This window comes from Streptomyces sp. MNU76 (genome assembly GCF_020982545.1).
Classification (GTDB): domain Bacteria; phylum Actinomycetota; class Actinomycetes; order Streptomycetales; family Streptomycetaceae; genus Streptomyces.
In genome coordinates this window covers 1-17,957 of record NZ_JAJKLK010000003.1, presented here as the reverse complement: position 1 = coordinate 17,957, position 17,957 = coordinate 1, and the positions used below count along the sequence as shown (strand labels likewise).

Annotated in this window: 8 protein-coding genes and 1 pseudogene; 2 read left to right on the top strand and 7 right to left on the bottom strand. The window is 69.4% G+C overall.

Annotation, left to right across the window (positions count from 1 at the left end):
• Positions 1–33: 33 nt before the first annotated feature.
• From E4N62_RS06470 to E4N62_RS06440, 7 genes are all read right to left on the bottom strand, one after another.
• Positions 34–579 carry a CinA family protein gene (locus tag E4N62_RS06470; RefSeq protein WP_230212701.1) on the bottom strand — a complete coding sequence of 182 codons (546 nt, stop codon included), beginning with the start codon at positions 577–579 and terminating at the stop codon, positions 34–36.
• A complete protein-coding gene (gene pgsA, locus E4N62_RS06465) occupies positions 576–1,322 on the bottom strand; it encodes a CDP-diacylglycerol--glycerol-3-phosphate 3-phosphatidyltransferase (RefSeq protein WP_230212691.1) in 747 nt (248 codons plus the stop codon). The genes E4N62_RS06470 and pgsA overlap by 4 nt, the downstream gene beginning before the upstream one ends.
• Entirely contained in the window at positions 1,319–2,800 is a 1,482-nt protein-coding gene (gene rimO, locus E4N62_RS06460; RefSeq protein ID WP_230212689.1) for a 30S ribosomal protein S12 methylthiotransferase RimO, read from the bottom strand. Before rimO ends, pgsA begins: the two co-directional genes overlap by 4 nt.
• A gap of 122 nt (positions 2,801–2,922) precedes the next feature.
• Positions 2,923–3,789 carry a helix-turn-helix domain-containing protein gene (locus E4N62_RS06455; RefSeq protein WP_230212687.1) on the bottom strand — a complete coding sequence of 289 codons (867 nt, stop codon included), beginning with the start codon at positions 3,787–3,789 and terminating at the stop codon, positions 2,923–2,925.
• Positions 3,790–4,113: 324 nt separating this feature from the next.
• Positions 4,114–6,834 carry a DNA translocase FtsK gene (locus tag E4N62_RS06450; protein WP_268269125.1) on the bottom strand — a complete coding sequence of 907 codons (2,721 nt, stop codon included), beginning with the start codon at positions 6,832–6,834 and terminating at the stop codon, positions 4,114–4,116.
• 225 nt (positions 6,835–7,059) lie between these two features.
• The gene (locus E4N62_RS06445; RefSeq protein WP_033525098.1) at positions 7,060–7,743 is read right to left on the bottom strand and encodes a two-component system response regulator; all 684 of its coding nucleotides are present in this window, start codon (positions 7,741–7,743) and stop codon (positions 7,060–7,062) included.
• 297 nt (positions 7,744–8,040) lie between these two features.
• Positions 8,041–13,542: a HAMP domain-containing protein gene (locus tag E4N62_RS06440; RefSeq protein WP_230212682.1), complete on the bottom strand. Its 5,502-nt coding sequence runs from the start codon at positions 13,540–13,542 to the stop codon at positions 8,041–8,043.
• A 246-nt stretch (positions 13,543–13,788) separates the two neighbouring features.
• On the opposite strand from E4N62_RS06440, the pseudogene E4N62_RS06435 reads away from it, so the two are divergent.
• Together E4N62_RS06435 and E4N62_RS06430 are read left to right on the top strand one after the other, a co-directional pair.
• Positions 13,789–15,042 (top strand): annotated as a pseudogene (locus E4N62_RS06435) (IS3 family transposase).
• Between the two features lie 186 nt (positions 15,043–15,228).
• Positions 15,229–17,957: SpoIIE family protein phosphatase (locus E4N62_RS06430; protein ID WP_230212679.1), on the top strand; the 2,729-nt coding region annotated here is incomplete at its 3' end.

Sequence of the window (17,957 nt, the reverse complement as noted above, 5' to 3'; positions counted from 1 at the left end):
GAGCGCTGTTGTGTTCACTCAGGGCTGCAAACATCAAGTCCCCCCGTTCTGTTCCGTATCCTGTGCCCGCTCATTCCCGGTCTGTTCGCCCGCAAGCTCCTGAAGGAGCAGTGCGAGTACGCTCCGTACACTCTCCATACGGATTTCCGTCCGGCCGCCGTTCAACCGCAACGACGACACTTTCCCGCCACCTGATACGCCGGATTCGGCTGTGGACGGTCCGGCGACGGCCACATAGACCGTGCCGACGGGCTGGCCGCCCTGGGGTTCCGGGCCCGCTACGCCGGTGGTCGAAATCCCCCAGTCGGCACCGAGCGCCGTGCGGACGCCCCGCGCCATCTCTACCGCGACCTGCGGATCCACCGCTCCCCGCTGATCCAGGAGGGTGGCGTCGACATCCAGCAACCGGTGCTTCAGCTCGGTGGCGTACGCGGTGACCGAGCCCCGGAAGGCCTGGGAGGAGCCGGGGGCCGCGGTGAGGGCGGCCGCGACCAGACCACCGGTCAGCGACTCCGCGACGGCGAGAGTCTCTCCCCTCACGGTCAGTAGTCGCAGCACTTCGGCGGCCGTGGAAGTCAACGTTCCGCTCCCTCCGCCGCGGCTTCGCGCTCGGCTGTTCCGCGCCGACGCAGCACAATGGCCTGTCTCACATAGTCGAGCCCGGTGACCACGGTCAGGACGACCGCCGCGGCCATCACCCACCACCTCAGGGTCGCCAGGGGCCCCTCCAGCACCAGCACGTACATCCCGACGGCGATGCCCTGGGTCAGGGTCTTCAGCTTGCCGCCCCGGCTCGCGGGAATGACGCCGTACCGGATGACGACGAACCGCAGGAGGGTGATGCCCAGCTCCCGGCCGAGGATGACGCCGGTCACCCACCACGGCAGATCACCGAGATAGGACAGACAGATCAGGGCGGCGCCCATGATCGCCTTGTCGGCGATGGGGTCGGCGATCTTCCCGAAGTCGGTGACGAGGTCGTACGTCCGGGCCAGGTGGCCGTCGAAGACGTCGGTGATCATGGCGACGGCGAAGGCTGCCCACGCCCAGGCCCGCCAGACCGGGTCGTATCCGCCGTCCATGAGCATCAGGACGACGAAGCCCGGCACGAGAACCAGGCGGACCATGGTCAGGATGTTCGCGATGTTCCAGAGGCTGGCCTGGTTGACGGCGGCAGCTCCCAGCTTCCCGCCACGGACGGGTCGCGCCTCCCCGGCAGCGCTGGGGACGGCGGCGCTCGGGGCGCCGGGAACGCCTGAGGCGCTCGCCGCGCTCTTGGCGCCGGAGGTGCCGCCCGCCGCGGATGCCGGGACTCCCGTCATCTGGCCGCCTCCTCAGTACACGCGGGGGAGGCGAGCGAGCCCGGAAGCACCTCGGCCACCAGGTCGACGCCTTCCGTGCCGACCACCTTCGCCTCGACCATAAGGCCGACGCTCAGGTCCTCGCCGTTAGTGAACAGCACTTGACCGTCCGTCTCGGGCGCCTGGTGCGCGCCGCGGCCGCAGGCGCCCTCGTCGCCGTCGACCGACTCGACCAGGACACGCACGGTCTGTCCGACACGCTCCTCGGCGCGCTGCGAGACCAGTTCCTCGGCCAGTCGCGAGACCCGCGCGAGACGCTCGGCGACGAGGTCCTCGGCCAGCTTGTTGTCGTACGTCGCCGCTTCGGTGCCCTCCTCGTCGGAGTACCCGAAGACACCGATGGCGTCCAGTCTCGCGCCGTTCAGGAACCGCTCCAGCTCCGCGAGGTCCGCCTCGGTCTCACCGGGGAAGCCCACGATGAAGTTGGACCGGACGCCGGCCTCGGGGGCCTTGCCGCGGATGGTGTCCAGCAGCTCCAGGAACCGGTCGGTGTCGCCGAAGCGGCGCATCGAGCGCAGCACCGCGGGGGCGGAGTGCTGGAAGGAGAGGTCGAAGTAGGGCACGACCTTGGGCGTGGAGGTGAGCACGTCGATGAGGCCGGGCCGCATCTCGGCGGGCTGGAGGTAGCTGACGCGCACCCGCTCGATGCCGTCGACCTCGGCGAGCTCGGGCAGCAGGGACTCCAGCAGCCGGATGTCGCCGAGATCCTTGCCGTACGAGGTGTTGTTCTCGGAGACCAGCATGACCTCCTTGACGCCCTGCTCGGCGAGCCAGCGCGTCTCGTTCAGCACGTCCGAGGGGCGGCGCGAGATGAAGGAGCCGCGGAAGGAGGGGATGGCGCAGAAGGAGCAGCGGCGGTCGCAGCCGGAGGCGAGCTTCACGGAGGCGACGGGCGAGCCGTCCAGACGGCGGCGCAGCGGGGACCGGGGCCCCGAGGCCGGAGCGAGGCCTTCCGGAAGATCGACGGGGGCGTGCCCCGGAAGCGCGACCTCGGCTGCGGACTCCTGCCGCTGGGCCGGGCTGATCGGCAGCAGCTTGCGCCGGTCGCGCGGGGTGTGCGAGGCGTGGATGCCGCCGTTCAGAATGGTCTGGAGACGGTCGGAGATGTCGGCGTAGTCGTCGAAGCCGAGCACTCCGTCGGCCTCGGGCAGCGCCTCGGCCAGTTCCTTGCCGTACCGCTCCGCCATGCAGCCGACCGCCACGACGGCCTGGGTTCTGCCGTGCCCCTTGAGGTCGTTGGCCTCCAGGAGGGCGTCGACGGAGTCCTTCTTGGCGGCCTCGACGAAGCCACAGGTGTTGACGACCGCGACGTCCGCTTCCTCGGCGTCCTCGACGAGCTCCCAGCCGTCCGCCTCCAAGCGGCCTGCGAGCTCCTCCGAGTCCACCTCGTTACGGGCGCAGCCAAGAGTGACGAGTGCGACGGTACGGCGTTCAGGCATGGGCTCAAGACTACTTCGTCCCAGTGACAGCCCACGTCGACGGGGTTGGCCGATCTTGGCCAACCCCGTACCCGCGTTTCCCTGTGGGCCGTCCGTACGTCCGCTCCGGAGGCCCGGCGGGCTCAGCCGACCTCCGGGTCGCCCTTCGTGTACGTCAGACGTTCGACCTGGCCGGGCTGGAAGTCGTCCTTGATCTTCTTGCCGTTGACGTAGAGCTGGACGGCACCGGCGTCACCGAGGACGAGGTCGATCCGGGAGCTGTCCTGGAAGGTCTTGGACTGCCCCTGCTTGAGCAGGCCGTCCCACAGGAACCGCCCGTTGTGGTCCTTGGCGGAGATCCAGCTGCGCCCGTCGGAGGCGCTGACCTGCACGGTCACCTTGTCACGGGGCGCGGCCGCGATGGCGCTGTCGGTCGGGTCGGGCTTCGGGTCGGCGTCGGACTTGTCGGCCTTGGGCGTCGGCGAGGGGGACTTTACGGTGGTCGGGGTGGAGCCCTCGGCGACCTGGGTGGTGGAGCCGTCGTCGTCTCCGCCGTTGAACGCGGTGAAGCCGACGAAGCCGATCACCGCGACGATCGCGGCGACCATGGCGGCCGTCCAGTTGGGGCCGCGCCGTTCGGGACGGATTCGCTCCGCCTCGAACAGCGGGGCCGCCGGGGTCGGCGCGGGCCGCCCGCCGTGCGCCTCCGCGAACTGTTCGAGGAGTGGCTCGGGGTCGATGCGCACCGCGCGCGCGAGGGTGCGGATGTGACCGCGCGCGTAGACGTCGCCACCGCAGGGGGCGAAGTCGTCCTGCTCGATCGCGTGCACGATGGCGATGCGGACCCGGGTGGCGTTGCTGACGTCGTCGACGGTCAGCCCGGCCGCGATGCGTGCCTGCTGGAGGGCACGGCCGATCGAGGGGCGTTCCGCCGAGCGTTCGTCACGGTCGTCTTCGAACGGGCGCTCGTCTTCGGGGAAGTTGCCGTCAGGGGAGTTGCCGATGGACACGGGGGCGCCTTTCGAGCGTGTAGCCACCTGTGCTGGAGGTTCAGTCTAGGGGGGGTGCGAAAGGGTGGGGCAACCGGGCGGTGGGACTTTGTACGCCATCAGAATGGCCGGACATCCTGCTGGTGGTGAGGGTGCGGGCACGGGGCTGTCCCCTCGTCCAACTTGACGTACGACGAAGGGAAACGGTTGCTCACCATTTCCTTACGGGTGAGTCACGTTCGAATACCCGGATGCCGTAATCCCATCCGTGTTCCGCCCGCCGGACAACCGGTCTTCTCCTGCCGTGCGCCCCTGTCGCGCCCCTCCGCGATACCGCTGCGGCCCTTACGCCTCAGTCTCCCCCCGGATCACGGCGAGCACGCCGTCCAGCTCGTCGGGTTTCACAAGAACGTCACGTGCCTTGGAGCCTTCGCTCGGTCCGACGACGCCCCGGGACTCCATCAGGTCCATCAGCCGCCCGGCCTTGGCGAAGCCGACGCGCAGCTTGCGCTGGAGCATGGAGGTCGAGCCGAACTGCGTGGAGACGACCAGTTCGGCCGCCTGGCACAGCAGGTCGAGGTCGTCGCCGATCTCCTCGTCGATCTCCTTCTTCTGCTTGGTGCCCACGGTGACGTCGTCCCGGAAGACGGGCGCCATCTGGTCCTTGCAGTGCTGGACGACGGCCGCGACCTCGTCCTCGGTCACGAACGCGCCCTGCATACGGGTCGGTTTGTTCGCCCCCATCGGCAGGAACAGCCCGTCGCCCTTGCCGATCAGCTTCTCGGCGCCCGGCTGGTCGAGGATGACGCGGGAGTCGGCGAGCGAGGAAGTGGCGAAGGCGAGCCGGGAGGGCACGTTCGCCTTGATGAGACCGGTGACGACGTCCACGGACGGCCGCTGGGTCGCGAGCACCAGATGGATGCCGGCCGCGCGCGCCAGCTGGGTGATACGGACGATCGCGTCCTCGACGTCCCTCGGCGCCACCATCATCAGGTCGGCCAGCTCGTCCACGATGACCAGCAGATACGGGTACGGCTGGAGCTCTCGCTCACTGCCCTCGGGCAGCTTCACCTTGCCGTTCCTGATGGCCTCGTTGAAGTCGTCGATGTGCCGGTAGCCGAACGCGGCCAGGTCGTCGTAGCGCAGGTCCATCTCGCGCACGACCCACTGGAGCGCCTCGGCGGCCCGCTTGGGGTTGGTGATGATCGGCGTGATGAGGTGCGGGATGCCCTCGTAGGCCGTCAGCTCGACGCGCTTGGGGTCGACGAGGACCATGCGGACGTCCTCGGGCGTCGCACGCATCATGACCGAGGTGATCAGGCAGTTGATGCAGGACGACTTACCGGAGCCGGTCGCGCCGGCGACCAGCATGTGCGGCATCTTCGCCAGGCTGTGCATGACGTAGCCGCCCTCCACATCCTTGCCGAACGCGACCATCATCGGGTCGTCGTCCTCGGCGAGGCGGAGCACGTCTCCGAGGTTGACCATCTCGCGGTCACTGTTGGGAATCTCGATGCCGACGGCGGACTTCCCCGGGATCGGGGAGATGATCCGGACATCAGGGCTGGCGACCGCGTACGCGATGTTCTTGGTCAGGGCGGTGATTTTCTCGACCTTGACCGCCGGCCCCAGCTCGACCTCGTACCGGGTGACCGTCGGCCCGCGGGTGAAGCCGGTGACGGCGGCGTCGACCTTGAACTCGGCAAACACGTTCGTCAGGGAGGCAGCTATGGCGTCGTTGGCCGCGGTGCGCGATTTCCCGGGGCCGCCCCGCTCCAACAGGTCCAGCGAGGGCAGGGAGTAGGTGATGTCGCCGGAGAGCTGCAGCTGTTCCGCGCGCGGCGGCAGCTCACGATGGGCCTCCGGGGCCTGCTTGGTCAGGTCCGGCACCAGGATGTCCTGGCGGGCGCCCTTCGGCGGCTTGGCGACCGGGGGCTCTTCTTTGGCCTCCTTGGTCGGCTTGCTGCGCGCGGCCGGGACGGGCGTGGTCTCCTCCCGGTCCCCCGCGGTGACGCCCTGGGTGAGGTCGGCGACCACCGGCGAGGGCGGCATGCCGTGCAGCACCGCCCCGTCGAGCGCGGCGGCGGCCGCCGCGGCCACGTCCACGGCGTCCATCGGCCGGTCCGGATCGGGTTGCCGTACGGCGGAGCGCCTCGGGCGGCGGCGGGTGAGGGCCTCCTGCTCGGCGCCGTCGGGGTCGTACGGCTCGGGGGCGGAGCCGCGCCGGCGGGAGCGCGCGGGCAGGCTGTCGCGCCACTGCTCCTCGTAGCGCGCGTCGTCCTCGCCGTACTCGTCGTCGTCCTCGTCGTCGGCGATGACGCCCAGCTTCTGGCCGAGCAGCCGCAGTCGCTGCGGGATCGCGTTGACCGGCGTGGCGGTGACGACGAGCAGGCCGAAGACCGTGAGCAGCACGAGCATCGCCACGGCGAGGGCCTCGCCCATGGTGTACGTCAGCGGGGTGGCCGTGCCCCAGCCGATGAGGCCTCCGGCGTCCCTTATCGCCTGCATGCCGACGCTGCGGGCGGGCGAACCGCAGGCGATGTGGACCTGGCCGAGGATGCCGATGACGAGCGCGGACAGGCCGATGACGATCCGGCCGTTGGCCTCGGGCTTCTCGGGGTGCCGGATGAACCGCACGGCGATGACCGCGAGCAGTATCGGCACCAGCAGGTCGAGCCGGCCGAAGGCGCCGGTGACCAGCATCTCGACGAGATCGCCGACCGGGCCGCGCAGGTTCGACCAGGTGCCGGCGGCGACGATCAGAGCGAGCGCGAGCATCAGCAGCGCGACGCCGTCCTTGCGGTGCGCCGGGTCGAGATTCCGCGCGCCCTGCCCTATGCCGCGGAAGACGGCGCCGACGGCGTGCGCGGCACCGAGCCAGATGGCGCGTACCAGTCGGTACACACCTCCGGTCGGATTGGGCGCCGGCTTCGGAGGGGCCGTCTTCTTCGCCGTCGCCTTCTTGGCGGCGGCTTTCTTCGCGGGGGCCTTCTTCGCCGGAGCCTTCGTCGGAGCGGCCGCCTTCTTCGCGGGCGGCTTCTTCGCTGCGGACTGACGTGAGGCCATGGGTGTGAGGTTACCGGTGGAGGCCACGGCCGACACGTGTGCCTACTGCTTCACCCGTTCGTGTCGCGCGTGCGTCGGCCTGAAGCTGACGCGGCCTGACAGGCCGTCAACCGCGCGGGCGCACCGGCATCGGCCCGTCACCGTCATTGTCCCCGTCCCGGCCCAGTCGCAACGAGACGCGGGCCCGGGCCACTTGCGTGACCGGGCCCGCGCCCTGATGTGCGCTCAGTTCTGTGACGGCATGGGCGAAGGCCCGCCCGTGCCCGGCTCCAACGCGTCCAGCGCCCTGCGCAGACCGGTGAGTTTGCGTTCGAGATGGGCCGCGGTGGCCACCGCCGCGGCGTCCGCGGAGTCGTCGTCGAGCTGTTTGGAGAGCGCCTCCGCCTGCTCCTCGACGGCCGCGAGCCGCGCGGAGAGCTCGGCGAGAATGCCTCCGGAGGGCTCCTTGGAACCGCCCGCCGCACCCTTGCCACCGCCCTCCAACTGGAGCCGCAGCAGCGCCGCCTGCTCCCGGAGCTGGCAGTTCTTCATGTACAGCTCGACGAAGACGGAGACCTTGGCGCGCAGCACCCAGGGGTCGAACGGCTTCGAGATGTAGTCGACCGCACCCGCCGCGTACCCACGGAACGTGTGGTGCGGTCCGTGGTTGATGGCGGTGAGGAAAATGATCGGGATGTCCCGGGTCCGCTCACGCCGCTTGATGTGCGCGGCCGTTTCGAAACCGTCCATGCCCGGCATCTGGACGTCCAGCAGAATGACCGCGAAGTCGTCCGTCAGCAGCGCCTTGAGCGCTTCCTCCCCGGACGATGCCCGCACCAGTGTCTGATCGAGCGCGGAGAGGATGGCCTCCAGCGCCAACAGATTCTCCGGCCGGTCATCGACCAGGAGGATCTTGGCCTTCTGCACCATGGCCCGCCCTCCTCGCCCCGGCTTGGGGCCTCCCCTGTCCGCAGGACTCGACGTGACACCGCTCGGCGTCACCCCAGGGGACGACTCCCTCGCGCCACCCGTCCTTGTGCCGGTCATCGTAGCCGCACCCCGCCCGTCGCCACACCCTGTCACCGTGATGTCACTGTGCTCGTAGCAGAAACGCAAGGGGAGACCAGAAGGTTCCCCGAATCCCGCGTTTCTACACGGCCTCGGGCACACTCCGTCAGCAACTCCGCGCGCACCCCGACGGGTTGTGACCACGGGCCGTACCGCCTGTCACTCACTGCGCATCCACTGCTCCATCACCGCCAGCAGATGATCCGGATCGACCGGCTTCGTCACATAGTCGGAGGCACCCGAGTCGATCGCCTTCTCCCGGTCGCCCTTCATCGCCTTCGCCGTCAGCGCGATGATCGGCAACCCGGCGAACTGCGGCATCCGGCGGATCGCCGTGGTCGTCGCGTACCCGTCCATCTCGGGCATCATGATGTCCATCAGCACGACCGTCACGTCGTCGTGCTGCTCCAGGACCTCGATGCCCTCGCGGCCGTTCTCGGCGTACAGCACGGACAGGCCGTGCTGCTCCAGGACGCTGGTGAGCGCGAAGACATTACGGATGTCGTCGTCGACGATGAGCACCTTCTCGCCGTCGAACCGGGCCGCCGTCCGGCGCGCCCGCGACGCCGCCTCCTGAGCCGCCTGCTGCGCCCAGTGCTCCTGAGCCTGCCCGTTGCCCTGCGCTTGCGCGGAGGACGGGGAGCCGGCCGACACGGACCTGCGGCGGCGCCTGAAGAGCGCGGCGGCCCCGTTCTGGGTCTCGCGGTACGACTTCACCTCGGCCGGCGTCTCGGCGCGCTGGGCCAGCTCCTCCTCGGAGGCCAGCAGCTCGCCCGCCTCCAGCGTCGCAGGCGCGTTGTGCGCGTAGCCCTGCGGGGGCAGTTCGCTGGGGTACAGCGGCAGGTACAGGGTGAAGGTGGAACCGCGTCCGGGCTCGCTCTGCGCGTGGATCTCGCCGCCCAGCAGCCGGGCGATCTCCCGCGAGATGGACAACCCCAGACCCGTACCGCCGTACTTACGGCTGGTGGTGCCGTCCGCCTGCTTGAACGCCTCGAAGATGACCCGCATCTTGCTGGCCGCGATACCGATGCCCGTGTCCGTCACCGAGAAGGCGATCATGTCGGCGTCCGCGTCCCGCAGCGAACCCGCCTCCAGCAGCTGCTCCCGGATGGCCACCGGCACGTCCGCGCCCGCCGGTCGGATGACCAGCTCCACGGCCCCGGAGTCGGTGAACTTCACCGCGTTGGACAGCAGGTTCCGCAGCACCTGCAGCAGGCGCTGTTCGTCCGTGTGCAGGGTGGCGGGCAGCTCCGGCGAGACTCGTACGGAGAAGTCGAGACCCTTCTCCGCGGTCAGCGGCCGGAAGGTGGCCTCCACGTAGTCGACGAGCTGGACGAGGGCGATCCGGGTCGGGGAGACGTCCATCTTGCCCGCCTCGACCTTCGACAGGTCCAGGATGTCGTTGATGAGCTGCAGCAGGTCGGAACCCGCCCCGTGGATCGTCTCGGCGAACTCGACCTGCTTGGGCGTCAGGTTCGACTCGGCGTTGTCGGCGAGCAGCTTGGCGAGGATCAGCAGCGAGTTCAGCGGCGTGCGCAGCTCGTGCGACATGTTCGCGAGGAACTCGCTCTTGTAGCGCATGGACACCGCGAGCTGCTCGGCCCGCTCCTCCAGGACCTGCCGCGCCTCCTCGATCTCGGTGTTCTTCACCTCGATGTCGCGGTTCTGCCGGGCCAGCAGCTCGGCTTTCTCTTCCAGTTCGGCGTTGGACGCCTGGAGCGCCTTCTGCCGGTTCTCCAACTCGTCGGACCGCTCGCGCAGTTGCTCGGTCAGCTCCTGCGACTGCTTCAGCAGCACCTCGGTCTTGGTGTTGACGGAGATGGTGTTGACGCTCGTCGCGATCATCTCCGCGATCTGGCTCAAAAAGTCCTTCTGGATCTGGGTGAACGGTGTGAACGACGCCAGCTCGATCACCCCGAGCACGGTCCCCTCGAAGAGCACCGGCAACACGATGACCTGCGCCGGGGGCGCCTCCCCGAGCCCGGAGGAGATCTTCAGGTAACCGCTCGGCGCGTTCTCCACCAAGATCGTGCGCTTCTCCTTGGCCGCCGTCCCGACCAGCGCCTCCCCGGGCCGGAACGACGTCGGCATGGAGCCCATCGAATAGCCGTACGAGCCGAGCATGCGCAGCTCGTACTGGTCGTCGTTGTCCGGGGCCAGGTCCTTGCCGTCGAGGAACGGCAGCGCGAGGAAGAAGGCGCCGTGCTGCGCGGACACCACCGGCGTCAGTTCGCTCATGATCAGCGAGGCCACGTCGTCGAGGTCCCGGCGGCCCTGCATCAGGGCGGAGATCCGGGCGAGGTTGCCCTTGAGCCAGTCCTGCTCCTGGTTGGCGATCGTGGTGTCGCGCAGGTTGGCGATCATCTTGTTGATGTAGTCCTGCAGCTCCTTGATCTCGCCGGACGCGTCGACGTCGATCTTGAGGTTCAGGTCGCCCCGGGTCACCGCGGTGGCCACGCGCGCGATGGCACGGACCTGCCGGGTCAGGTTCCCGGCCATCTCGTTCACCGACTCGGTGAGGTCCCGCCAGGTGCCGTCGACGTCCCGCACCCGCGCGAGACCGCCCAGCTGCCCCTCGGTGCCCACCTCGCGGGCCACCCGGGTGACCTCCTCCGCGAACGACGACAGCTGGTCGACCATCGTGTTGATGGTGGTCTTCAGCTCCAGGATCTCGCCGCGCGCATCGATGTCGATCTTCTTGGTCAGATCGCCCTTGGCGATGGCGGTCGTCACCATCGCGATGTTGCGGACCTGCCCGGTGAGGTTGGACGCCATCGAGTTCACCGACTCGGTGAGGTCCTTCCACGTACCCGCCACACCCGGTACGTGCGCCTGACCGCCCAGGATGCCGTCCGTGCCCACCTCGCGGGCCACCTTGGTGACCTGGTCGGCGAACGAACTCAGCGTCTTCACCATGCTGTTGAAGGTGTCGGCGAGCTGCGCGACCTCACCGGCCGCCTCGATCGTCACCGTCCGGGTCAGGTCGCCGTTGGCGACGGCCGCGGCGACCTGGGAGATGTTCCGCACCTGCATGGTCAGGTTCTTGGCCATCAGGTTCACATTGCCGCTGAGGTCCTTCCAGATGCCGGTGACACCCGGCACGTGCGCCTGGCCGCCGAGAATGCCCTCGGTGCCCACCTCGCGGGCCACCCGGGTCACCTGCTCGGCGAACGACGACAGCTGGTCGACCATCGTGTTGACGGTGGTGACGAGCTCCAGGATCTCGCCCTTGGCGTCGACGGTGATCTTCTTCGACAGGTCGCCCTTGGCGACCGCGGTCGTGACCTCGGCGATCTGGCGCACCTGGATGGTCAGGTTGTTCGCCATGAAGTTCACCGACTGCGTGAGGTCCTTCCAGGTGCCGGAGACGCCCTGCACCTCGGCCTGACCGCCGAGCTGGCCCTCCGTACCCACCTCACGGGCGACCCGGGTGACCTCCTCGGCGAACGACGACAGCTGATCCACCATCGTGTTCAGCGTGTTCTTCAGCTCCAGGATCTCGCCGCGCGCGTCCACGGTGATCTTCTGCGACAGGTCGCCCCTGGCCACCGCCGTGGCCACCTGCGCGATGTTGCGCACCTGGCCGGTGAGGTTGCCGGCCATGCCGTTCACGGACTCGGTGAGGTCGCGCCACACACCGGCCACGCCGGGCACCTGCGCCTGACCGCCGAGGCGGCCCTCCGTACCCACGTCCCGGGCGACCCGGGTCACCTGATCCGCGAAGGACGACAGCTGGTCGACCATCGTGTTGATGGTGTTCTTCAGCTCCAGGATCTCGCCGCGCGCGTCCACGTCGATCTTCTGGGAGAGGTCACCCCGCGCCACGGCCGTCGTCACCTGCGCGATGTTCCGTACCTGCGAGGTGAGGTTGCCGGCCATCGAGTTGACGGAGTCGGTGAGCTCCTTCCAGGTGCCGGACACACCGTCCACGCGGGCCTGACCGCCGAGGCGGCCCTCCGTACCCACGTCCCGGGCCATCCGCGTCACCTGGTCGGCGAAGCTCGACAGCTGGTCCACCATGGTGTTCACGGTGTTCTTCAGTTCGAGCATCTCGCCCGCGACATCGACGGTGACCTTCTGCGAGAGGTCACCGTTGGCCACGGCCGTGGTCACCGCCGCGATGTTCCTCACCTGTCCGGTGAGGTTGCGGAACGCGGTGTTGACGGAGTCCGTCAGGTCCTTCCACGTACCGGCCGCGCCCGGCACCTGCGCCTGACCGCCCAGCCGCCCCTCGGCACCCACCTCGTTGGCCACCCGCGTGACCTCGTCACCGAAGGACGACAGCTGGTCGACCATGCCGTTGACGGTGTTCTTCAGCTCCAGCATCTCGCCGGCCACGTCCACCGTGACCTTCTGCGAGAGATCGCCGTCGGCCACCGCCGTCGTGACGGCCGCGATGTCCCGCACCTGGATGGTGAGGTTCCGGAACACCGTGTTCACCGAATCGGTGAGGTCCTTCCACGTTCCCGCCGCGCCCGGAACCTGCGCCTGACCGCCGAGCCGCCCCTCGGCACCCACCTCGTTGGCCACCCGCGTGACCTCGTCGGCGAAGATCCGCAGCGTCTCGGTCATCTGGTTGATCGTCTCGGCGAGCTTGGCGACCTCGCCCCGTGCGGGCACGGTCACCTTCTGCGACAGGTCACCGTTGGCGACCGCGGTGGTGACCTGGGCGATCCCCCGCACCTGCGCGGTGAGGTTGCCGGCCATCAGGTTGACCGAATCGGTGAGTTCCTTCCACACCCCGGCCACACCCGGCACCTCGGCCTGCCCGCCGAGTTGCCCTTCCGTACCCACCTCACGGGCCACCCGCGTCACCTCGGAGGAGAACGCGGACAACTGGTCCACCATCGTGTTGACGGTGACCTTCAGCTCCAGCATCTCGCCGGCCACGTCCACCGTGACCTTGCGGGACAGGTCACCCTTCGCGACCGCCGTCGTCACCAGCGCGATGTCCCTCACCTGCGCGGTGAGCCGGTACGCCATCGTGTTGACGGACTCCGTCAGGTCCTTCCAGGAACCCGACATTCCGCGCACCTTGGCCTGCCCGCCCAGCTTGCCCTCGGTGCCCACCTCACTGGCCACCCGGGTGACCTCGTCGGTGAACGTCGACAGCTGATCGACCAGGTTGTTGACCGTACGCCCGACCTTCAGGAACTCCCCGCGCAGCGGATGCCCGGTCCCGTCCGGCGCCTGCGTCCGCAGCTCCATCCGCGGCGACAGATCACCGTCCGCCACGGCCGACAGCACCCGGCTGACCTCGGAGACAGGCCGTACGAGGTCGTCGACCAGCGCGTTCGACGCGTCGATCGCCGCCGCCCAGGACCCCTCGGTGGCACCCGTCTCCAGCCGCTCGGTGAGCTTGCCCTCACGCCCGACGACCCGCCGCACCCGCGACAGCTCACCGGTGAGATGCAGATTCCGGTCCGCCACCTCGTTGAAGACCGCGGCGATCTCCGCCATGACACCGTCACCCGAGACGGTGAGGCGCTTGCGGAAGTTGCCGTCCCGCATCGCTTCCAGAGCCGTGAGCAGCCGGTTCAGGGCGGCCGTGTCCACGGTCGTGCTTCCATTGCGCGGTTTGCGCGACTTGCGCTGGTCACTCAGGGACTGTCCGCCTTTCGCGCGCGCTTTAGTGCCCCGCGCCGCTGCGCCAGACTCCACTGTGTCCCTCCCGCAAGGGTCGACCGTTCCTGTTGGGCGTACTTCGCCATGTTCGAACGCTTCGTACTGCTCACACTGCTCGTACCACTCGTGCTACTTCGTACTCGGAGTCGCCCGACCTCCTCCTGGAAGCCTGCCCAGTGTTTCACCATGGCTGAACCAGGCCATAACAGTTCGGCAGCTTCGCACACGGTCTGAACCGCCCCGGTTCGAATGGAGACTCGATTCCGTGTAAGGATCAGAGTCATGGCACGTCCCTCCTCCTATCCCCCTGAGCTGCGCAAGCGCGCGGTGCGCATGGTCGCCGAGGTCCGCGGTGACTACCCGACCGAGTCCGCCGCGATCAACGCGGTGATGGCGAAGCTCGGCATCGGCTCGCGCGAGACGTTGCGCAAGTGGGTCCGCCAGGACCAGATCGATTCCGGGACCCTGCCGGGGACGACGAGCGAGGAGTCCGCGCAGATCAAGGCGATGAAGAAGGAGATCGCCGAACTCAAGCGCGCGAACGAGATCTTGAAGGCCGCGGCGAGTTTCTTCGCGGCCGAGCTCGACCGGCCACTTCCTCGCTCGTAACGTTCATCGACGAGCACCGGGACCGCTTCGGCGGCGTCGAGCCGATCTGCCGCGTACTGACCCAGCACAGCTGCAAGATCGCCCCCCTCCACCTACTACGCCTGCAAGAAACGCCTCGAAAGCCCCTCTCCGCGAGCGGTGCGAGACGAGGAACTCAAGGAGCTGATCCAGGAGGTCTACCAGTCCAACTACCGGGTCTACGGCGCCAGGAAGGTCTGGCGACAGCTCAACCGCCAGGGCCACGAGGTGGCCCGCTGCACGATCGAGCGCCTCATGCGCGAGCTCGGCATCGCCGGCGCCGTCCGCGGCAAGAAGGTCATCACCACCATGCCGGATCCGGCCGCCGCCCGGGCCCCGGACCTGCTCGACCGCGAGTTCGTCGCCCCGGCTCCGAACCGCACCTGGGTCGCCGACTTCACACACGTCGCGGCCTGGGCGGGCGTCGTCTATGTCGCGTTCGTCGTGGACACCTTCTCGCGTCGCATTGTCGGCTGGTCCGCGTCGTTGTCGAAGGAGACCCAACTCGTCCTGGACGCCCTGGACATGGGGCTGTGGCAGCGCGACCGCGACGGCCGTCCGCCGGCCCCTGGCGAGTTGGTCCACCACTCCGACGCCGGGTCGCAATACACCTCATTTCGCCTCGCCGAACACCTCGACGCGGCCCGCATCGCGGCCTCAATCGGCTCGGTCGGCGACGCGTACGACAACGCGCTCATGGAGTCGACGATCGGTCTGTTCAAGACCGAGGTCATCAAACCGCAGCGGCCGTGGAAGACGCTCTCGCACGTCGAGCTCGCCACCGCCGAGTGGGTCGACTGGTACAACCACCGCCGGCTCCACGGTGAGATAGGGCACATTCCGCCCGTCGAATACGAAGCCAACTACTACCGAGCAACCACGAAAACCCAGCTCACAGCCACCAACTGAGATCTCCACCGAACCCGGGGCGGTTCAGTCCGCACACCTCCGGACGGAAACACAGACGACCGGCATCCGCATGGACGGCGAAGGTAAGTAACCTTGCATGCGGCTGTCCAGCCACGCCGGTTCCTACCCGGCCTGGGCGGTGGCGCACGAGCACGAGCGGGCAGGCATCGGAGGGGCGGCCGCACCATGACCACCGGACTGCATCCCGGGGAGACCCCCCAGGACCCCAGGCCGACGGAGAACCAGCCTCTGCCACGGCAGGAGGCCGTCCACGCACCCCCGCACGTAGAGAACCGGACAAGGAGTTCTGTGATCACCGCGCGCGCGGCCGCCAGCTTCGCTGCCGTCTCACGATCCGTCGCGACCGCCCGCTCGTTCGTCCGCGACACCCTCCAGGGCTGGGGCTTCGCCGACATCGTCGACGACGCGGTGGTCCTCACCAGCGAACTCGTCACCAACGCGGTCGTCCACGCCGGCACCTCCGCGGACGTCCTCTGTCTGCGTGCCGAGGACGGCGTCCGCATCGAGGTCGCCGACAGATACCCCGAACGTGAGATCCCCCTCCAGGGCAGCCACATCAACATGGGCAGCCCCGACCGCGAGGGCGGCCGCGGCCTCCAGCTGTGCGCGGCGATGGCCACCCGCTGGGGCGTGGAGTACACGTCCACGCACAAGCAGGTCTGGTTCCAACTCGACCTCCCCGACCGCCCGGTGGGCACCCGCTCGGCCGGCCCGTCCCTCCCCGCCGACCTGCTCCCGCTCGCCGACGGCCGGGTCCGCGTCGCGGTCGTCCAGATCGACCGCGTGGGCTCCATCGGCGCCTGGAACGAGGACGCCGAGGAACTCTTCGGCTACACCCCCGACCAGGTCATCGGAAAACCCCTCACCGACCTGGCCGCGTGGCCGCACACGCCCGGCACCAGCACGGGCGTGGCCGAGGCCCTCCAGCTCTCCCGCTGGGAGGGCAGTTACGGCATCCGCGGCGCCAACGGCCGGGTGACCCCGGTCTACGCCTCCCACCTCCGGGTCCGCGACTCCGCCGGCGACCCCTCCACGGTCTGCCTCCTCGTGCGCGACGACGAGCGCGCCGTCCTCCAGACCCCCATCCGCATGCCGTCCGGCGACACCTCCGGCTCAGGCGAGGGCCAGGCCACGGACCCCTTCGAGGTCTTCATCGGCTCCCCCGCCCCGGACGACCTCGACGGCCTCCTCCAGCGCACGGTCGAACGCGCCCGCGACATGCTCGACGGCGACTCCGCCTTCCTGCTCCTGGCCACCGACGACGAGACGGAGCTGGAGGTCCGGGCCTCCACGGGACTGCCCTCGGCCCGCCAACGCTTCGCCCGCGTCCCCGTGGAGGCCGGCCCCGGCCGCTACGGCTCGGCCCGCATGCCCGCCGTCCACGACGACCTCACGGCCGTCCCCGGCGCCGTCCCCCTGCTCAACGGCACGGGCATGCGCTCGGTCGTCACGGTCCCCCTCAAGGTCGAAGGCCGCCTCACGGGCTCCCTGGGCGTCGCCGCCGAGGCCCAGGGCCGGTACTCCAACGAGGAGGCCCTGCGCCTGCAGTTCGCCGCCGACCGCATCGCGCTGGCCGTCGAGTCGGCCCGCCTGGGCGAACTGGAACGCCTGCGCCGCGGCTCGCTGAGCTTCCTGGTGGAGGCCTCCGACCTCCTCGCGGGCACCCTGGACCGCGACCAGACCCTGGCCCTGATGGCCCAGATGACCATCCCGACGCTCGCGACATGGTGCGCGGTCTACACGATCGCCGACCAGGCCTCCGACCCGTACCTCTCCTACGTCCTGCACGAGGACGAGGACCTCATCGACGGCCTCAAGGCCCTCCTGGTCAAGATCCGCCCGCCGGAACCCATCCCCACGCCGGGCGCCCGCGTCTGGACGGCCCCCGCCGAGGCCGCCCACCAGGCCGCCCTGCGCACCTCCATGCGCAGCCTCGGCCTCGGCGAACCCGCCACGGTCAGCTCGGGCATCGGCACCACCCTGGCGACGGCCTCGGCGGTGGGTGGCGAGACCGTGGTCCTCCCGCTCGTGGCCCGCAACCGCGTCATCGGCATGCTGACCCTCGGCAAGCCCACCGACGAACACTTCCGCCAGGAGATCCTGGAACTGGCGGAGGACCTCTCCCGCCGGGCCGCCCTCGCCCTGGACAACGCCCGGCTCTACTCGGAGCGCGTGGCCATCAGCCAGTCCCTCCAGCGCAGCCTCCTCCCGCCCGAGCTCCCGCAGATCGACGGCGTCGAGGTCGAGGTCATCTACCGCGCGGCCGGCGAGGGCAACGAGGTCGGCGGCGACTTCTACGACCTCTTCCCCATCCGCGACGGCGCGTACGGCTTCGCCATCGGCGACGTCTGCGGTACGGGCCCGGAGGCAGCCGCGGTCACCGGCCTCGCCCGCCACGCCCTGCGTCTGCTCGCCCGCGAGGGCTACGCCGGCCCGGCGGTCCTGGAACGCCTCAACTCCGCGATCATCGACGAGGGCGCCCGCAGCCGCTTCCTCACGCTTCTGTACGGCGAGTTGTGGCCCCAGGAGGACGGCAGCGCGGTCCTGAAGGTCGTCTGCGCCGGCCATCCGCTCCCGCTGCGCCTGCGCCAGGACGGCACGGTCGAGCCGGCCGCCGAACCGCAGGCCCTGCTCGGCGTCATGGAGGACCTGGAGCTGTACGAGCAGACCGTCACCCTCGACCCCGGCGACGTCCTCCTGTGTGTCACGGACGGCGTCACCGAACGCCGCGAGGGCACCCGCATGTTGGGCGACGACGGCCTCACCGAGGTCCTCACCACCTGCACGGGTCTCACGGCCGGCGCGGTCGCGGCCCGCGTCATGCGTGCGGTCGAACGCTTCGCCTCCGACGCGCCCTCCGACGACATGGCCATTCTGGCGATGCGCGTCCCGGG

Excerpts from the sequence above, each read along its gene's own strand:
- rimO (WP_230212689.1), bottom strand. The coding sequence starts at position 2,800 with ATGCCTGAACGCCGTACCGTCGCACTCGTCACTCTTGGCTGCGCCCGT.
- E4N62_RS06445 (WP_033525098.1), bottom strand. The coding sequence starts at position 7,743 with ATGGTGCAGAAGGCCAAGATCCTCCTGGTCGATGACCGGCCGGAGAAT.
- pgsA (WP_230212691.1), bottom strand. The coding sequence starts at position 1,322 with ATGACGGGAGTCCCGGCATCCGCGGCGGGCGGCACCTCCGGCGCCAAG.
- E4N62_RS06450 (WP_268269125.1), bottom strand. The coding sequence starts at position 6,834 with ATGGCCTCACGTCAGTCCGCAGCGAAGAAGCCGCCCGCGAAGAAGGCG.